The following is a 14,713-nucleotide window of genomic DNA, read 5'->3' on the forward strand; positions in this document are numbered from 1 at the left end:
CGTCGAGCGCGCGCCGGCGATCCGGACGCCCAGCGCGAACGTGGCGCCCGCAGCGCTCGCCGGCGGCCGCTCCACGCCCGCGCAGCGGCCCGCCACGGCGGCCTCACGGGCGCCGGCGCCCTCCCTCGGACGCCGCCCTCGGAGTACGCTACGCGCATGCCCGTGTACCGCTCGTTCGCCATCGAGCACGGCGCGTCGGTCGCCGCGGCGGCCCGGACCGACGTGGGGCTCAGCCGCGAGCACAACGAGGACACCTTCCTCATCAGCGACCTCGCGCGCGGGCTCGCCCACGGCCCCGCGGCGGCCCAGGCGTCGGCGGAGCCGCCGCTCGCCCTGGCGCTCGGCGTCTACGACGGCTCGGGCGGCGCGTCGTCCCCCGACGCGGCGAGCCGGCTCGCCGCGCGCACGGTCCACGCCGCCCTCGCCCGATCCGCGCCCCGCTCGAGCGACGCGCTCGAGCGCGGCCTGCTCGCGGCGCTCGGCGAGGCCGGGCGCGCCGTCCGCGACAACGCCCGGAGGAGCCCGCAGCACCGGAGCAGCGGCACCACCGCCACGGTCGCCGCGCTCTGCGACGAGCGCCTGTTGCTCGCGCAGGTCGGCGACAGCCGCGCTTACCTCCTCCGCCGCGGCGCCCTCACGCAGGTGACCCGCGACCAGACCCTGGTCCAGTCGCTGCTCGAGAGCGGCAAGCTCCGGCCCGACGAGGCCGCCACCTTCGAGCACCGGGGCGTGATGCTCCAGGCCCTCGGGCTGCGCGAGCGCCTCAGCATCGCGCTCTCCGCCGTGGAGCTCCGCCGCGGGGATGCCCTGCTGCTCTGCACCGACGGTCTGAGCGACCTCATCGACGACCGGCACATCGCCGCCGCGCTCGACGCCCACCCCGATCCGGCAGAGGCGGCAAGCGCCCTGATCGGCGCCGCGCTCGCCGCCGGCGGACGCGACAACGTGACGGCGCTGGTCGCGCGGTTCGACGGCCCGTGGCTCGCCCCGCCGGACGGCGACGGTTCCCTGGAAATCATCGAAATCTCTCGATTCTCCGAGGGGCCTACCCGCCGCTACGACGGCCCGCCGACCTCGGGCGGGACGTGAGCGCGGCGGGCGCGCGGCGGGCAATCGGCACAGCCGCTCATCGCCTGTCCGGGCCGTCCTCGAGCGAGGAATTTTTCACGACAGGGCGACATCGCCGACAGCCGGCCTCGGCCCGATCGGACCGCGCTCGGGCTTGCCTTCCGCGGTGATTTCAGCGATCCCACTCGGACGGGGCTCGCCTCGGCGAGGGGGGGAGCCGCATGCTGTCTTTCGGGACGGAGCGGAGGATCATCGTTCTATGGAGCAGCGCACACTCGGTTCTACGGGCGTCAAGATTCCGGTCGTCGGACAGGGCACCTGGCAGATGGAGGCGGACGACGAGGCGGGCTGCATCGACGCCATCCGGCGGGGGCTCGACGCGGGCATGACGCACATCGACACGGCCGAGATGTACGGCTCGGGCGAGGTCGAGACGCTCGTGGGAAAGGCGATCGAGGGGCGCCGCGACGAGGTGTTCCTCGTCTCCAAGGTATTGCCGAGCAACGCGAGCTACTCCGGCACCATCGCCGCGTGCGAGCGCAGCCTGGAGCGGCTCCGCACCGACCGGCTCGACCTCTATCTCCTCCACTGGCCCGGGTCGCACCCGCTCGAGGAGACCTTCCGCGCCTTCAAGGACCTGAGGGCCCAGGGCAAGATCCGGTATTTCGGCGTCAGCAACTTCGACCAGGCGGAGCTCTCGAGGGCCATCGCGATCGCCGGAGTGAACGAGATCGCGTGCAATCAGGTGCTCTATCACCTGCTCGAGCGGGCGGTCGAGCACCGGGTGCTGCCTCTCTGCGAGCGGCACGGCATCGCCGTCGTCGCCTACAGCCCCTTTGGCTCGGGCCGGTTCCCGGCGCCGGACGGCACGGCGGGCAGGGTGCTCGCGTCGATCGCCGCCGCCCACGGCGTGACCCCGCGGCAGGTCGCGCTGCGCTTCCTGCTGCGCCGCCAGCCGGTCTTCGTGATCCCGAAGGCGGCGAGCGCCGCGCACGCGCTCGACAACGCGGCCGCGGGCGATCTGCGCCTCACCGGCGAGGACGTCGCCCGCCTGGAGACGGCGTTCCCGCTCGGGCGCGACCGCGGCGTGCTGCCGACGCTCTGAGGGCTCGAGTCCGCGCCGGCGGCGGGTCGGAAGAGAAGAGAGAGTTGACATTGAAAATGTGAACGCTCACAATGCGTGCCTCACCGCGACCGCGGCGAGCGGAGATCCAGCGAGGCGATGGCCATGTCGGAGCTGGATTTTCCGGCCATCAAGCAGCCTGCTCGGCATCGCGCCAGCACCCAGCGGCGGGGCGTGCGCGGGCGCGCGCGGTGAACATCCAACGGAAACGACCTCACGCAGAGGGCGCGCCTCGTGGAACGCTGCCGGTGAGGGCGAGATCGCGCCTAGGGATTCACATGACCAACCAACCCACGTTCGCTCGAACCACATTCTTCGCGGCGCTGGTCGCCTCTTACGCCTTCTCGGGTTGCAGCGGTGACGGGGATCACGGCGCGGGCGCGTCGGGCAACACCCCTCAAGCCGGGACGGGCGGGGCCGCCGTCTCAGGCAGCGGCGGCAGCGCCACGACCGGCGCGTCCACGGGAAGCGCTTCGGCGAGCGCGGGAGGTGAAGGAGGCGGCGCCACGGGCGGTGGGGCGCCCAGCGGCGGAACGACGGCGGCCGGCGGCGAGGCCGGCGCTGGAGGCGCGACGGGGACGGGCGGCCACGACGACTTCGAGCCGGTGACCATCTCGTTCGGGACCACGCTCGATCCGCGCGCTGTGGTGCTCGAGGCGCGAGCGCTCGCCACGTCCGTCGCCGATCCAAGCTCGCCGCAGTGGCGCGCCAAAGGCGACCAGCGCAGGACCTATCGCTTTCAAGCCGCCGGCGCCGACGTTCCTTACCGCGTCTGCGTCCCGAATCGCTGGGACGGCACGTCGGAGCTGCCCCTCGTGATGTTCTTGCACGGCGCTGGGAACGACGAGAGCTCGTACCTGGATCAGAACAACAAGCAGATGGTGACGCTGGCCGACCAGCATGGCGTGCTGCTGGTCTCGCCGCTCGGTTACAACGGCGCGTACGGTAACTTCCTGCGGCTGCCGGCCGTGTTCGGGCAGCCCGAGGAGGCGGAGAAGCTCCTGGCCATGGTCACGCCCGAGCGCGTGCGCGATCAGGAGCTCAGCGAGAAGGACGTCATCAACGTCCTGGAGCTGGTGCTGAACGAGTATCCGATCGATCGCAGCGCGATGTTCCTCACCGGACACTCGATGGGGAGCGGCGGCACCTGGTACATCGGCGGCAAATACGCCGACTACTGGACGGCTCTGGCGCCCATGTCCGGACCCTTCGTCCAGGAGTCGGGCTATCCTTGGGACCGGCTGCGCGACATGCCCATCTTCGTGACGGAAGGGACCCGCGGCACGCCTTCCCTGACGGGCAGCCACGAGCTGCGCGACTGGATGACGGCTGGCGGCTACGCGATCACGTACAAGGAAGTCGATGCGGACCACGCAGGAATGGTCCCGCTCGTGCTGCCCGACGTCTTCGACTTCTTCGACCGTCCCTAGGGAAGCAACGGCATGGCCTGCTGGAGCCCGTCGGTCCAGTAGCGGTCAAATTTGAACATGAAGGCGGGAAGGCGGGAAGAAAACCTTAATAATCTTCCCGCCTTCCCGCCTTCATGTGGACTCTCTCTGGGCAAAGTTGACCACGACCGTCGGTCCTGCGCTCGAGGGAACGCTCTCATGTTTATCCCTTGAAACTGAACCGTCTGGACGGTACAGAAACGAGGTGCCAAGGCCAAGCCAGCGCGACCGCATCCTCGCCGCCGCCGCCGTCGTCGTTCGACGCGACGGCAGCGATGCGCTGACCCTCGATGCCGTCGCGGCCGAGGCCGGGGTGAGCAAGGGCGGGCTGCTCTATCACTTCGCCTCGAAGGAGGCGCTCGTGGAGGGCCTCGTGGGGGCGCTCGTCGCCGACTTCGATCGCCGGCTCGCGCAGCGCGAGGACGGCAGGCCGGGCTCCTTCACGCGCGCCTATCTGCACGCCACCGTCGAGGGCGAGGTGCCCGACCGGACCAGCGCCGCGCTGCTCGCGGCCGTCGCGCTCGCGCCCCACCTCCTCGAGCCGCTGCGCGAGCGCTACCGTGCGTGGGCGGAGCGGCTCGACCGCGACGGCATCTGTCCGGTCGACGCGCTGGTCGTCCGGCTCGCCGTCGACGGGCTCTGGATGGCGGAGCTGCTCGGGCTGGACCCGCCGCCGCCCGAGCGACGGACCGAGGTCATCCGGCGCCTGGGGCAGCTGAGCGAAGGGCGCGGCCCGTGACGCCGTCCTCTCGCCGCAAGGCCATCCTGCGCGCGCTCGCCTGGGGCTCGGTGATCGGCTCGTTTCCGGTCTGGTTCTCGGCGTTCCTCGTCGTGCCCTTCCTCCCGCTTTCGGTCGGGGAGCGCGCCGTCCTCGCCGCCGTGCTCATCGGGGCCGGCGAGGTCATGTTCTGGGGGGCGGGGCTGGTCCTCGGCGCCGAGGCGCTCGCGCGCTTCCGGCCTCCGAAGGTCGATACCGGCGAGAGCTTCCGCGGCAGGCGGGTCGTGGTGGTCGGGGCCACGGGCGGGCTGGGCGAGGCCGTCGTGCGGGCCTTGGCGAGGGAGGGCGCGGAGGTCGTCCTCGTCGCGCGCGACGGCGCGCGCCTCGCTCGGCTCGCGGGGGCACACGGGGCGGCGCACCACACGGCCGAGCTCGCGGCGCCGCAGCTGCGCGACGTGGCAGCGCGCGTGGGGCCCGTCGACCACGTGGTGTGTGCGACCGGCGTCGACGTGCGCAAGGGGCTGGACGCGCACACCGACCAGGAGGTCGAGCTGGAGCTGGCCGTCGATCTCGCGGGGCCGATCCACGTGGCGCGCGCCTTCCTGCCCTGCTTGCGCCCGGGGGGCGTGATCGCCCTCTTCGGCGGCTTCGGCGACGGAACCCTCGCGCTGCCGTACTACTCGGTCGACGTGGCCGCGCGGGCCGGGCTGGCCGGCTTCTGCAGCGCGGTGAACCGCGAGCTCGCCGCCGAGGGGCGGGCCGAGCTCCTCTGCTATGTCGGCCCGGCGCCGGCGGACACGGCGGCCGAGCGCCCCTTCGCAGACCTCTGGCGCCGCGCGGGGAGCGCGCTCGCGCCGCCGGAGAAGGTCGCCGACTTCGTGCTGGCCGCCCTGCTCGCGAGGAAGACGAAGGCCGTGATGGGCGCTTCCACGCGGCTCCTGCTGCTGCTGCAGGCGCTCGCCCCGCCCCTCGCCGACCTCGTGATCGCCCGGCGCATCGGGCCGCACCTGCGGCACGCATTCGGGGCGTCGGGGCGAGCGAGCGACTGACCGTGGCATACTCCGGTCATGAACCATCGACTCCTGGGCTCCGTCGTTTCCGTCCTTCTCCTCGCCGCCTGCGGCGGCTCCGTCGACACCCCGCCCGGCAGCGGCGGCGCGGGCGGCGGCGATGACGGCGCGGGCGGCGACGGCGCCGCCACGAGCGCGACCTCGGCGGGCGGCGGCGCGCCGGTCGCCTGCGGGGCGCGCAGCGGCGGGATCTGCAGCGGAGAGGAGTTCTGCGACTTCCCCGACGACTCGTGCGGGACCTTCGACACCGTGGGCCAGTGCTCCGCCCGCCCGGAGGTATGTCCCGCGGATTGCCCGGGCGTCTGCGGCTGCGACGGTCAGTTCTATTGCAATGCGTGCTCCGCGCAGCAGGCCGGCGTGGACGTCTCGGAAGCCACCTCCTGCCTCAAGCCCGTCGGCGGCGACTACGCCGCGACCTACTGGGCCGGCGGGCTCGATCACCTCGTCGTCTACAAGGCCGAGCCGGAGACGGACGCGTGCGTGACGCTCTACGCCGACGCGCCGGCCGAGAGCGCGCCGGAGGGCTTCGACGTCGCCACCCTCCCGGACACCTGGGTCGTGACGCGCATCGAGAAGACCAGCGGGGCGGCCGGCTGTGCGCCGGGGGCGTCGAAGCCCGCTGGAGAGGCCGTGCGGGCGACGGGCGCCGCCGGGAGCCTGTCGATGGACCTCTCGGGGGGAACATCCATGCCGTGCACCCTCGACGTGGACATCACCGCCACCTTCCCGACGGAGCCCGCGACCGCGCTCCTCCGCGCCACTGGCGTGGCCGTGGACAACGGGTGCCTGTAGACGGGTGCCCGAACCTGACGGGTGCCCACACCGGCTCACGCGCAAAATGCTGCTGGGCGCTCCTCGCCGGCGACCGCGTATGACAGCCTCGGCTTCATGCACCGCGCTGCTTCCCTTTCCCTCGCGCTTTTCTTCGGTCTCGCCCTCGCCGCCTGCGGAAACGTCGTCGTGCCCGCGCCCGGGAGCGGCGATACGGGCGGCGGTGACGGCCAGGGCGAGACGCCGCCCGCGGCCGAGTACAGCGTGCAGTACTACCCGGGGCCCGACCACCTGCTCGTGCGCAAGGCCGATCGGGAGCTCGACCGGTGCGTGCAGCTCAACGCGATCACGCCGCCCCTCGTCCAGACTGGCCTCGACATCGAGGCTCCCGAGGGCTGGAGCGCCGCCTATGTGCTGATCACCGACCGGGCGGCCGACTGCGAGGGCCCGGCAGGGAGCTCGAGAGGCCGCAAAGTGAGCGTGACCGGCGCCACCGGGACCCTCTCGTGGGAAGCCGGGCCGAGCGACTACGTGCTGTGCAACATCACCGTCGACGTCACCGCGACGGGGCGGGGTGAGCCCGAGGCCCACCACCTCTTCGCGACCGGGCTGAGCATCGGCGACGACTGTCCCTGACCGGGGCAGGCGCCGCGGAGCCCCGCAGCTCCCGGGGACGAAGCCCGATCGCGGCGCCCTGTCCGCCCCCCTCCGTCAGCGCTTCTTCGCCCTGCGCTGCGCCTTCTCGGCCTCGGCGAGGCGCCGCCGCGCGTCGTCCAGCGCCGCCTGGCTCGCGAGGCCCTTGGGGAGCGCCTCGTAGCCGGCCACCTCCTCGCGCAGCGTCGCGACCTGCTCCGCGCCCTGACCGAGCTTCTGGTGGATCTCCGCGCGGAGCTTCAGGTAACGCAGCCGCCGCGGGCCGTAGGCGCGGCCGATCGCGCGCTCGACCGCGGCGAGCGCCTCCGCCTCGCGGCCCATCGCGTGGAGCACCTGCGCGAGCCGCGCGGGCGGCTCGTACGACCCCGGCATCTGCGCCTCGCGCTCCTTCAGCATCGCGACCGCCTCGTCGCCGCGCGAGAGCGCGAGGTACGCCATGGCCCGGCCGTAGTCGTACGCGGCGGCCGCCTCGGGCGCCTTCGCCTCCTTCGCGGCCCGCTCCAGCACGGCGAGCTTCGACTCGTTCGCCGCGCGGGCCCCGGCCGCGTCGCCGAGCGCCTGGAGCCCCTCGGCGAGCAGGCCCCACGCGTCGGCCCGGTCGTCCGCGCTCGAGTCCGCGGGCGGGCTCGCGACGATCGACCTGAGCCGGCCGACCGCCGCCTCGCGCGCGGCGCGCTGGGCCTTGGCGTCGGAGAGCGCGGACGCGCAGGAGAGCAGGACGCTCGCGAAATCGGCGGGCAGCGCCGCGCCCTTCACCTCGGCGATGTGCCGCATGCCGGCCTCCGCGCACCCCGCGGGGTCCCTCTTGCGGAGCGCCGACACGAGGCCGAGCAGCGCCTCGCTGCGCCGCGGCCACGCCTCGCCGCCCCGGGCCAGGGCGCGCACATACGCGACCGCCGCCGCCGCGTGGTCGCCGGCGCTGTGGGCCCGCTTCGCCTCGACCAGCAGGCGGTTCGGGTCGTCCGGAGGCAGCGCCGAGGCCGCCTTGGAATCCATCGCGTGCAGCGCCTCGCGGAGCAGCTCGCGCAGCTCCTCGACCGAGGCAGCGCCCCGCCAGAGCCCGACCACCTGGCCGTCCGCCGGCTCGAGGACGAAGAACGTCGGCCACACCGTCACCTCGTGCCGCTCCAGGAACGGCGCGTTCTCCGGTCGATCCGTGTCGATGTCGGCGAACACCACCCGATCCGCGAACGGGCGGAGCGACGGATCGGTCAGCACGTAATGCTTCATGCTCAGGCAGGTGTGGCACCACGGCGCCCACGCATCGACGAACAGCGCCTTACCCTCGGCCCGGGCCTTCGCGTGCGCCCGCGGCACGTCGTCGCGGATGAACTCGAGCGGCGGCCGCGCCGCCTCGGGCGCCGCCGCGGCGGCGGGCGGAGGCGCCGCGGCGGGGCTGCCGGCCGCGGCGGCGGCCGGCGGGGGCGCCGCGGGCGCCGCGGGCGCCGCCGCGTGGGAGGGCGGATCGGCGGCGCAGGCGGCGAGGGAGACGAGCGCGACGAGGGCGGGGAGCGAAGCCGGGGGACGCACGGGCGACCATGGTAGCAGCCCGATGGCGGCGGTCTCGCCCTCCCTGCGACAAGCGTCCCCCACGTTGACGCGCCGCCGGTGCCGCGCGTAGAACCGTATCCTGGGCTGGCTTCGCGCTCGCCCGCGGCGCGGCGGCGCAGCTTTCCCGGGGTGCCGGAACATCACATCAGGGGGAGTCCACATGTTCGAGCGCGTGCTGAGGATAGGGGAGCATACCGCCCGCATCGGCGAGCATGCGGACACCCTGGAGTTGATGATGCGGGGCGACGTCTCGCCGGACGAGGCAGCGCGGTTCTTCGACTTCATGGCACTCCACTTCGCCGGGCAGCGCTACATGCTGATCACCGGCGACGTGTCCCAGCTCGGCCGGGTTCCGGCCGAGTCCCGGAGAACGGTCATGAGGGAATCGGGCAGGGTGCCCCCCATCCGAGGGCTGGTCTATTACCGCGCGACCTTCACGGGCAGGGTCCTGACCGAGCTGGTGATCCGCGGCTATGCGCTCGCGACCGGGGCCGACGTCGCGGTCCACTTCGTCGAGCACGAGCCGGAGGCGCGGGCGTGGCTGGCCCGGCGGCGGGAGCGGCTCGCCGGCGAGCGTGGATGAGCTCGCCTGGCACGGTCGAGCGGGCGACGAGGCTGCGCGGCGCGGCGGGCCGGCGGGCGGCGCGAGGTGGGCCCGCGGCGGGAGCGCGGCGGGCCGGCCGGGACGGCGCGCGCGCTGGCCGGGTCGTCGCGCCGCCCGTTTCGGCCTCGCGCCGACAATGCGCCCCCCGGTTCCGGCAAAGCTGGTAGAGTGGCGCCGCGGTGAACGATTACGCAGGCCGGTGCGGAAGCTGCGCGGCATACACCCGGGTGCATGAGGATCCAGCGCGCGGTCGCGTCGGCGAGTGCGCCCTCGAGGTGTACCCGCCGCCGGTCAAGGCGACGGCGACGTGCGCCCGCTACCGCGCCAAGGGCGCGCCGCCGCCGCCGCCGCCCCCGCGGGCCGCCGGCCAGCCGCGCGGCTCGGGCGGCAGGTCCCGGCCGACCGGGGCGCCATCGCCGGAGCGCCGGGCCGGCGCCGCGCCGCAGCCCTTCCGTCCGCCGCTGCCAAGGGAGATCGACATCGATATGGATATCGACGAGTTCCGTCGTGTGCTGCGCGAGGTGCTGTCCGAGGAGCTCGGCGTCGGCCGCGCGGAGATGGGCGGCCGCTGGGAAGGCGGGGAGATCGTCCTCCGGCCCGGGAAGGAGGGCACGGCCGAGAAGCGCATCCCGCTCGACGTGTTCTTCCACAAGATCGTCATGCTCCGCGACAAGCTCCGCGTGCTGGAGCAGAAGATCAACGCGCACGAGGGGCTGAGCGACGCAGAGAAGGTGCAGCTCCAGGCGTACATCACCGGCTGTTACGGGACGCTCACCACGTTCAACGTGCTCTTCGCCCGCCGGGAAGACGGATTCGCCGGCAGCGGCCGAGACGACTAGAGCGGCGCGGGCCGCGACACGAGGCCAGCAATTCCGTCACTCTCGGGGTTTCCCTGACTCGACGCCAGGCGCGGGCGCGGGCGCGCGGGCGCTCGCCGAAGGCATGCACGGCGCGTCGCTCACCATGGTACAAGGTGCGCGGAGGTCGCCGGATGGCCATCAAGCAGCTCACGCCCGAGCAGATCCACACCATGTCGCTCGAAGAGAAGGACACATGGTGGTTGAAGAACGTCTACCGCGGCGACATGCCCCAGCTCACGTGGCGCTCCGGGATCACGGGCATGCTCCTCGGCGCCTTCCTCTCGCTCACGAACCTGTACATCGGCGCGCGCACCGGCTGGTCTCTCGGCGTCGGCATCACGAGCGTGATCCTGGCCTTCGGGCTCTTCAAGGTCCTCTCCCGGCTTGGCCTCGCGAGCGACATGACCGTGCTCGAGAACAACGCGATGCAGTCCATCGCGACGTCGGCCGGATACATGAACGCGCCGCTCTTCACCAGCCTCGCGGCCTATTCGATGGTCACGACCACGATCATCCCCATGGGCCGGGCGATGGTCTGGATGTTCATCCTCGCCATCCTCGGCGTGCTCTTCGCGTTCCCGATGAAGAAGCGCTTCATCAACGACGAGCAGCTCCCCTTCCCCGAGGGCATGGCCGCCGGCGTGGTCATGGACGCGCTGCACGAGAGCGACGAGAAGGAGGGCCTCTTCAAGGCGAAGCTCCTCCTCGGCGGCGGGCTCGCGAGCGCCCTGCTCGAGCTCCTCCGCGACGACAAGGTGATGCGCGCGCTCTTCGCCTTGAAGAGCATCCCCCATCATTACGACGAGGTCTTCTATCACGGCTGGTTCGCCGACCTGCTCAAGCGATGGGGCCTCTCGCCGGCCATCCGGGGCATCCCCCTGAACGAGCTCACGATCCGCTTCGATACGAGCATCATCTTCGTCGCCACGGGCGGCCTCATGGGGATCCGGACCGGCGCGTCGCTCCTCCTCGGCGGCATCCTCAACTACTGGATCCTGGCCCCTCTCTTGATTCAGCACGGGATCATCCTGCCGCGGAACGGCCATTACGGGTTCGGGCAGATCACGCTCTGGGCGCTCTGGGGCGGCGTCGCGTGCATGACCACGTCCTCGCTTTATGCCTTCTTCTCCAAGCCCAAGGTGATCCTCGACGCGTTCCGGGGCCTCTCCAAGAAGGGCGGGGCGAGGGACGTGCTCGCGGACATCGAGCTTCCGGTGAAGCTGTCGATCATCGGCGTGCCCGTCGTCGGCCTGGTCGTCGTCGTGCTCGGGCAGCTCTGGTTCGGCATCGCCTGGTGGCTCGGGATCATCGCGGTCCCGCTCGTGTTCGTCTTCTCGCTCATCGCCGTGAACTCGACGGGCATCACGGCGATCACCCCGACCGGGGCGCTCGGCAAGCTGACGCAGCTCACCTATGGCGTCCTCGCGCCGAAGAACATCACGACGAACCTGATGACGGCCGGGGTCACGGCCGAGGTCGCGAGCAACACCGCGAACCTGTTGATGGATATCAAGCCGGGCTACATGCTCGGCGGCAAGCCGCGCCACCAGGCGATGGGGCACGTGCTCGGTACGGTCGCGGGGCTCGTGCTCTCGGTCCCCATCTGGTATCTCGTGCTCATCCAGGGGGACATCGGCCGTTACGGGACGGAGCAGCTGCCGGTCCCGAGCGCGCTCACGTGGAAGGCCGTCGCCGAGGTGCTGATGAAGGGGCTCGACTTCCTCCACCCGACGGCCAAGTCCGCGGTGGTGGTCGGGGCGATCGTCGGGATCCTCGTCGAGGTCACGAAGCAGCTCACGAAGAACCGATTCCCCCTCTCCGCGGTCGCCCTCGGGCTCGCGTTCATCCTCAACTTCACCGACATCTGGTCGATGTTCCTCGGCTCGTTCCTCTTCTGGCTGATCGAGCGGCGCGCCGCGGGCTGGCACCGGGCGCGCGAGCGCGAGTCGCGGCTGAGCGAGACCGAGCCCGGCGGGGCGCCCGCCGCGCCGGTCAAGCGGCCCTGGTACGCGCTCGCCGCCGAGAACACCGAGGCGATCTGCGCGGGCGTGATCGCCGGGGGCTCGCTGATGGGCATCGGCCTCAGCGTGCTCGGCGTGCTCGTGCTGCCCGACGTGCTGGAGGCCGCGAGCCTCACCAAGGCGCTCGGGCAGATCCTCGATTTCCTCCCGAAGTGAAGCGCCCTCGGTCACCGGCGTGAGGCCGCCCGCCCGGCGGCCCTCGGGCCGCTCGCGACCGCTCGCCAACCCGCCTCATCCACGCAACCGCGCCTCAGTGTGACAGGAATGCGCGCCTTCCCCCCTCACGGCGAGGCGCGGTGAGCGCAGCGCATCGCCCGTCGAGGCGCTCCGCTCGGATGCGCGCGTGGCGCGGTTCATGCAGCTTGTCCGCGCTGCGGCGATGCGAGCTCAGCGACCTATGAAGCGCGCGCCAGGAAAGGACCCTGCATGTCGGTGAACGCCCCCCCGTCTCGAGGAACACCCGGCCCCGCGCCGGTCGGCGATCCCGAGCAGGGCCCGCCGGTGCAGGATCCCGCGCCGGGCGAGGCTCCGCGGCGCGACCCCGATCCGGGCGAGCCGGCGCGGCGGGATCCCCCGCCGCCTCCTCCCGCGCCCGGCGAGCCCTCTCCGGAGATCGAGGACCCGCCGGCGCCGGGGCAGCCGCCGAAGGAGCCCGGCGTGATCGCGGCCGCCGGCTGAGCTCGAATCGCGGCGCAACGTCATCCCGTAACCGTCGAGAGGTCCCCATGAACACGTGTGATTGCTGCGGTAACAGCTACGACAAGGCCTTCCAGATCATGGTGGGCGGCACGACCTACACCTTCGATTGCTTCGAGTGCGCGATTCACAAGCTCGCGCCCGTGTGCGCCCACTGCGCCTGTCGGATCGTGGGGCACGGCGTCGAGGCCGGCGGGGCGTTCTACTGCTGCGCGCACTGTTCCAAGCAGGAGGGTATTCAGGGGGCGATCGATCGCGTGGCGTGAGCCGGCGCCGAGGGGCGGGCCGGCGCGCTCACCGCGCGGCGTCGTGGAGCGGCAGCGCGAGGACGGCCTCGGTCGGCAGCACGTCGGCGAAGCGATCGGCCAGCGCCGCGAGCGAGACCTCGTGCAAGGTGCGGTGGTCGACGAGGCGAGCGCCTCGCGCGCCCTGGACGGCGGGTAGATCGCGGCTCGCCGAGGCGTCGCTCGGGAGCAGGACGCGGTAGCCGAGCACGAGCCCGTCCCGCGCCGTCGAGTCGACGGCGAGGTGGGTCATGAGGCCGCTCACGACGATGGTGTCGATACCGCGGCGGCGGAGCTCGGCGTCGAGCTCGGTCTTCGTGAAGCCCCCGGCCATCGACTTCGTGATCACGAGCTCTCCGGCGCGCGGCCGCGCCGCGGGGACGAAGTCGGCGCGCGGGCTGCCTTCGGCGAAGAGCCGCGCGCCCTTCGGGGCGACGTTCCGCACGTGCGCGACCGTGATCCCGTTCTCCCGGGCCCAGGCGAGCAGGCGTGTCGCCTTCTCGAGCGCCGCCCGGGCGTCCGGCAGCGTGAGGCCGCCCGAGAAGAACTCTTCCTGGAGGTCGACGAGCACGAGCGCCGTGCGCGCCCGGTGGAGCCGGTCGACCGGTTCGAGGCCGTACAGCGCCCGCAGCGTGGTCGGCCCGCCCTGGGCCGGGGGCGGCGCGGCCAGCTGATCCGCGGCCAAGACCGAGGTCAGGATGAAGAGCAGCAGCGCGACTCCGGTGTGCCCGCGAGCCTGCGTAAGCATGGGATCCTCCTTGGCGGCGAGGCAGCCGCCTCGCCTTCGCGGCGAGGCAGCCGCCTCGCGCTCCAGGAAAGCTAGATCCGGCGCATGCTCGTGATAATCCTGGTCTGTCGACGAGGATTGCGTCGCGGAAGGAACGAATCAGATGGAGCCGGCGGCCGGTGATCTGGGCGAGATGAGGGCGTTCCTGGAGGTCGCGCGGCTGCAGAGCTTCTCGGCGGCGGCGAGGGCGCTCGGGCTCACGTCGTCGTCGGTCAGCAAGCAGGTCGCGCGGCTGGAGGAGCGCCTGCGGGTGCAGCTCCTCCGGCGGACCACCCGCCGCGTGAGCCTCACGGAGGCGGGGGACCTCTACGCCGAGCGCGCCGGCCGGATCCTCGCGGACGTCGAGGAGGCGCAGCGGGCGGTCGCGGATCTCGACGGGACGCCGCGGGGGACCCTGCGCATCTCGGCGCCCACGATCCTGGGCACGATCCGCGTCGCGCCCGCCGTGCTGGCCTGCCGCGCGAAGTACCCGGAGCTCCGGATCGATCTCGACATCACCGATCGCATCGTCGATCTGGTGGCCGAGCGCGTCGACGTGGCGGTGCGCCAGGCAGCGGAGATCTCGCCGGCGTCGCTGGTCGCGCGGCGGCTCGCCGACGATCGGCGCGTGCTCTGCGCGAGCCCGCGCTACCTGCGGCGCCACGGGACGCCGCGGCGCCTGGAGGACCTGGCCGACCACGACTGCATCACGCACAACATGGAGCCAGTGCCGCGGTGGACGCTCGTGGGTCCCGAGGGGGAGCGCGTCATCCAGGTGAGCGGCACGCTCCGCTCCAGCGACACGCTGACGCTGCGCGACGCCGCGGTCGCGGGGATCGGGGTGGCCAACCTGCCTGATTACGTCGTCGAGGAGCACCTCGAGAGCGGCGCGCTGCGGCGCGTGCTGCCGGAGTACGGCGCGTCGACGCGCGCCATCTTCGCGGTGTACGCGGCGCCCGCGCGGGCGGCGGTCCGGGTCTTCGTGGAGACGCTGGCGAAGGCGCTGGGCGAAGGCGCGGCGAAGAAGGAGAAGACGGCGCGCTAGGCGGTTCTTCGTACATGCGCGCTGATCCGGGGAA

15 protein-coding genes are annotated in these 14,713 nt (G+C 72.6%); 13 read left to right on the forward strand and 2 right to left on the reverse strand.

All coding sequences use genetic code 11. The annotated features are described in order from the left end of the window. Positions 1-156 precede the first annotated feature (156 nt). From WMF33_RS28235 to WMF33_RS28265, 7 genes are all read left to right on the forward strand, one after another. Positions 157-1,089, forward strand: a complete 933-nt coding sequence (locus WMF33_RS28235) for a PP2C family protein-serine/threonine phosphatase (RefSeq protein WP_437331533.1) — start codon at positions 157-159, stop codon at positions 1,087-1,089. A 238-nt stretch (positions 1,090-1,327) separates the two neighbouring features. Next, a complete protein-coding gene (locus tag WMF33_RS28240; RefSeq protein WP_437331534.1) occupies positions 1,328-2,173 on the forward strand; it encodes an aldo/keto reductase in 846 nt (281 codons plus the stop codon). Between the two features lie 296 nt (positions 2,174-2,469). Further along, positions 2,470-3,621, forward strand: a complete 1,152-nt coding sequence (locus tag WMF33_RS28245) for a hypothetical protein (RefSeq protein ID WP_437331535.1) — start codon at positions 2,470-2,472, stop codon at positions 3,619-3,621. A 223-nt stretch (positions 3,622-3,844) separates the two neighbouring features. Further along, positions 3,845-4,378, forward strand: coding sequence for a TetR/AcrR family transcriptional regulator (locus tag WMF33_RS28250; RefSeq protein WP_061625054.1), 534 nt, complete (start codon positions 3,845-3,847; stop codon positions 4,376-4,378). Beyond that, complete coding sequence (locus WMF33_RS28255) at positions 4,375-5,406, forward strand: SDR family NAD(P)-dependent oxidoreductase (RefSeq protein ID WP_437331536.1); 1,032 nt, start codon at positions 4,375-4,377, stop codon at positions 5,404-5,406. The genes WMF33_RS28250 and WMF33_RS28255 overlap by 4 nt, the downstream gene beginning before the upstream one ends. Before the next feature lie 18 nt (positions 5,407-5,424). After that, on the forward strand, positions 5,425-6,219 hold the full coding sequence (locus WMF33_RS28260; RefSeq protein WP_437331537.1) for a hypothetical protein: 795 nt from the start codon (positions 5,425-5,427) through the stop codon (positions 6,217-6,219). 96 nt (positions 6,220-6,315) lie between these two features. Continuing rightward, entirely contained in the window at positions 6,316-6,834 is a 519-nt protein-coding gene (locus WMF33_RS28265) for a hypothetical protein (RefSeq protein WP_437331538.1), read from the forward strand. Between the two features lie 75 nt (positions 6,835-6,909). On the opposite strand, the gene WMF33_RS28270 is transcribed toward WMF33_RS28265, so the two are convergent. Beyond that, positions 6,910-8,382: a thioredoxin family protein gene (locus WMF33_RS28270; protein ID WP_437331539.1), complete on the reverse strand. Its 1,473-nt coding sequence runs from the start codon at positions 8,380-8,382 to the stop codon at positions 6,910-6,912. A gap of 181 nt (positions 8,383-8,563) precedes the next feature. Here WMF33_RS28270 and WMF33_RS28275 point away from each other — a divergent pair, with 181 nt between their 5' ends. From WMF33_RS28275 to WMF33_RS28295, 5 genes are all read left to right on the forward strand, one after another. Beyond that, a complete protein-coding gene (locus WMF33_RS28275) occupies positions 8,564-8,986 on the forward strand; it encodes a hypothetical protein (RefSeq protein ID WP_437331540.1) in 423 nt (140 codons plus the stop codon). A 200-nt stretch (positions 8,987-9,186) separates the two neighbouring features. Further along, positions 9,187-9,846, forward strand: coding sequence for a hypothetical protein (locus WMF33_RS28280; RefSeq protein WP_437331541.1), 660 nt, complete (start codon positions 9,187-9,189; stop codon positions 9,844-9,846). Positions 9,847-9,998: 152 nt separating this feature from the next. Continuing rightward, on the forward strand, positions 9,999-12,044 hold the full coding sequence (locus tag WMF33_RS28285) for an OPT family oligopeptide transporter (protein WP_437331542.1): 2,046 nt from the start codon (positions 9,999-10,001) through the stop codon (positions 12,042-12,044). Positions 12,045-12,314: 270 nt separating this feature from the next. Further along, positions 12,315-12,566 (forward strand): hypothetical protein, encoded by a 252-nt coding sequence (locus WMF33_RS28290; RefSeq protein ID WP_437331543.1) that lies wholly within the window; start codon positions 12,315-12,317, stop codon positions 12,564-12,566. 47 nt (positions 12,567-12,613) lie between these two features. Further along, the gene (locus WMF33_RS28295) at positions 12,614-12,850 is read left to right on the forward strand and encodes a hypothetical protein (protein WP_437331544.1); all 237 of its coding nucleotides are present in this window, start codon (positions 12,614-12,616) and stop codon (positions 12,848-12,850) included. A gap of 28 nt (positions 12,851-12,878) precedes the next feature. On the opposite strand, the gene WMF33_RS28300 is transcribed toward WMF33_RS28295, so the two are convergent. Further along, a complete protein-coding gene (locus WMF33_RS28300) occupies positions 12,879-13,616 on the reverse strand; it encodes a cysteine hydrolase family protein (protein ID WP_061625849.1) in 738 nt (245 codons plus the stop codon). 142 nt (positions 13,617-13,758) lie between these two features. Between WMF33_RS28300 and WMF33_RS28305 the strand changes: the two genes are divergently transcribed. Continuing rightward, positions 13,759-14,679, forward strand: coding sequence for a LysR substrate-binding domain-containing protein (locus WMF33_RS28305; RefSeq protein ID WP_437331545.1), 921 nt, complete (start codon positions 13,759-13,761; stop codon positions 14,677-14,679). Positions 14,680-14,713 lie beyond the last annotated feature (34 nt).

This window comes from Sorangium sp. So ce394, from assembly GCF_051474665.1.
Classification (GTDB): domain Bacteria; phylum Myxococcota_A; class Polyangia; order Polyangiales; family Polyangiaceae; genus Sorangium; species Sorangium cellulosum_D.

Coding starts and splice junctions, on each gene's coding strand:
- WMF33_RS28235 (WP_437331533.1), top strand. CDS start 157: ATGCCCGTGTACCGCTCGTTCGCCATCGAGCACGGCGCGTCGGTCGCC.
- WMF33_RS28240 (WP_437331534.1), top strand. CDS start 1,328: ATGGAGCAGCGCACACTCGGTTCTACGGGCGTCAAGATTCCGGTCGTC.
- WMF33_RS28245 (WP_437331535.1), top strand. CDS start 2,470: ATGACCAACCAACCCACGTTCGCTCGAACCACATTCTTCGCGGCGCTG.
- WMF33_RS28260 (WP_437331537.1), top strand. CDS start 5,425: ATGAACCATCGACTCCTGGGCTCCGTCGTTTCCGTCCTTCTCCTCGCC.
- WMF33_RS28265 (WP_437331538.1), top strand. CDS start 6,316: ATGCACCGCGCTGCTTCCCTTTCCCTCGCGCTTTTCTTCGGTCTCGCC.
- WMF33_RS28275 (WP_437331540.1), top strand. CDS start 8,564: ATGTTCGAGCGCGTGCTGAGGATAGGGGAGCATACCGCCCGCATCGGC.
- WMF33_RS28285 (WP_437331542.1), top strand. CDS start 9,999: ATGGCCATCAAGCAGCTCACGCCCGAGCAGATCCACACCATGTCGCTC.
- WMF33_RS28290 (WP_437331543.1), top strand. CDS start 12,315: ATGTCGGTGAACGCCCCCCCGTCTCGAGGAACACCCGGCCCCGCGCCG.
- WMF33_RS28295 (WP_437331544.1), top strand. CDS start 12,614: ATGAACACGTGTGATTGCTGCGGTAACAGCTACGACAAGGCCTTCCAG.
- WMF33_RS28300 (WP_061625849.1), bottom strand. CDS start 13,616: ATGCTTACGCAGGCTCGCGGGCACACCGGAGTCGCGCTGCTGCTCTTC.
- WMF33_RS28305 (WP_437331545.1), top strand. CDS start 13,759: ATGGAGCCGGCGGCCGGTGATCTGGGCGAGATGAGGGCGTTCCTGGAG.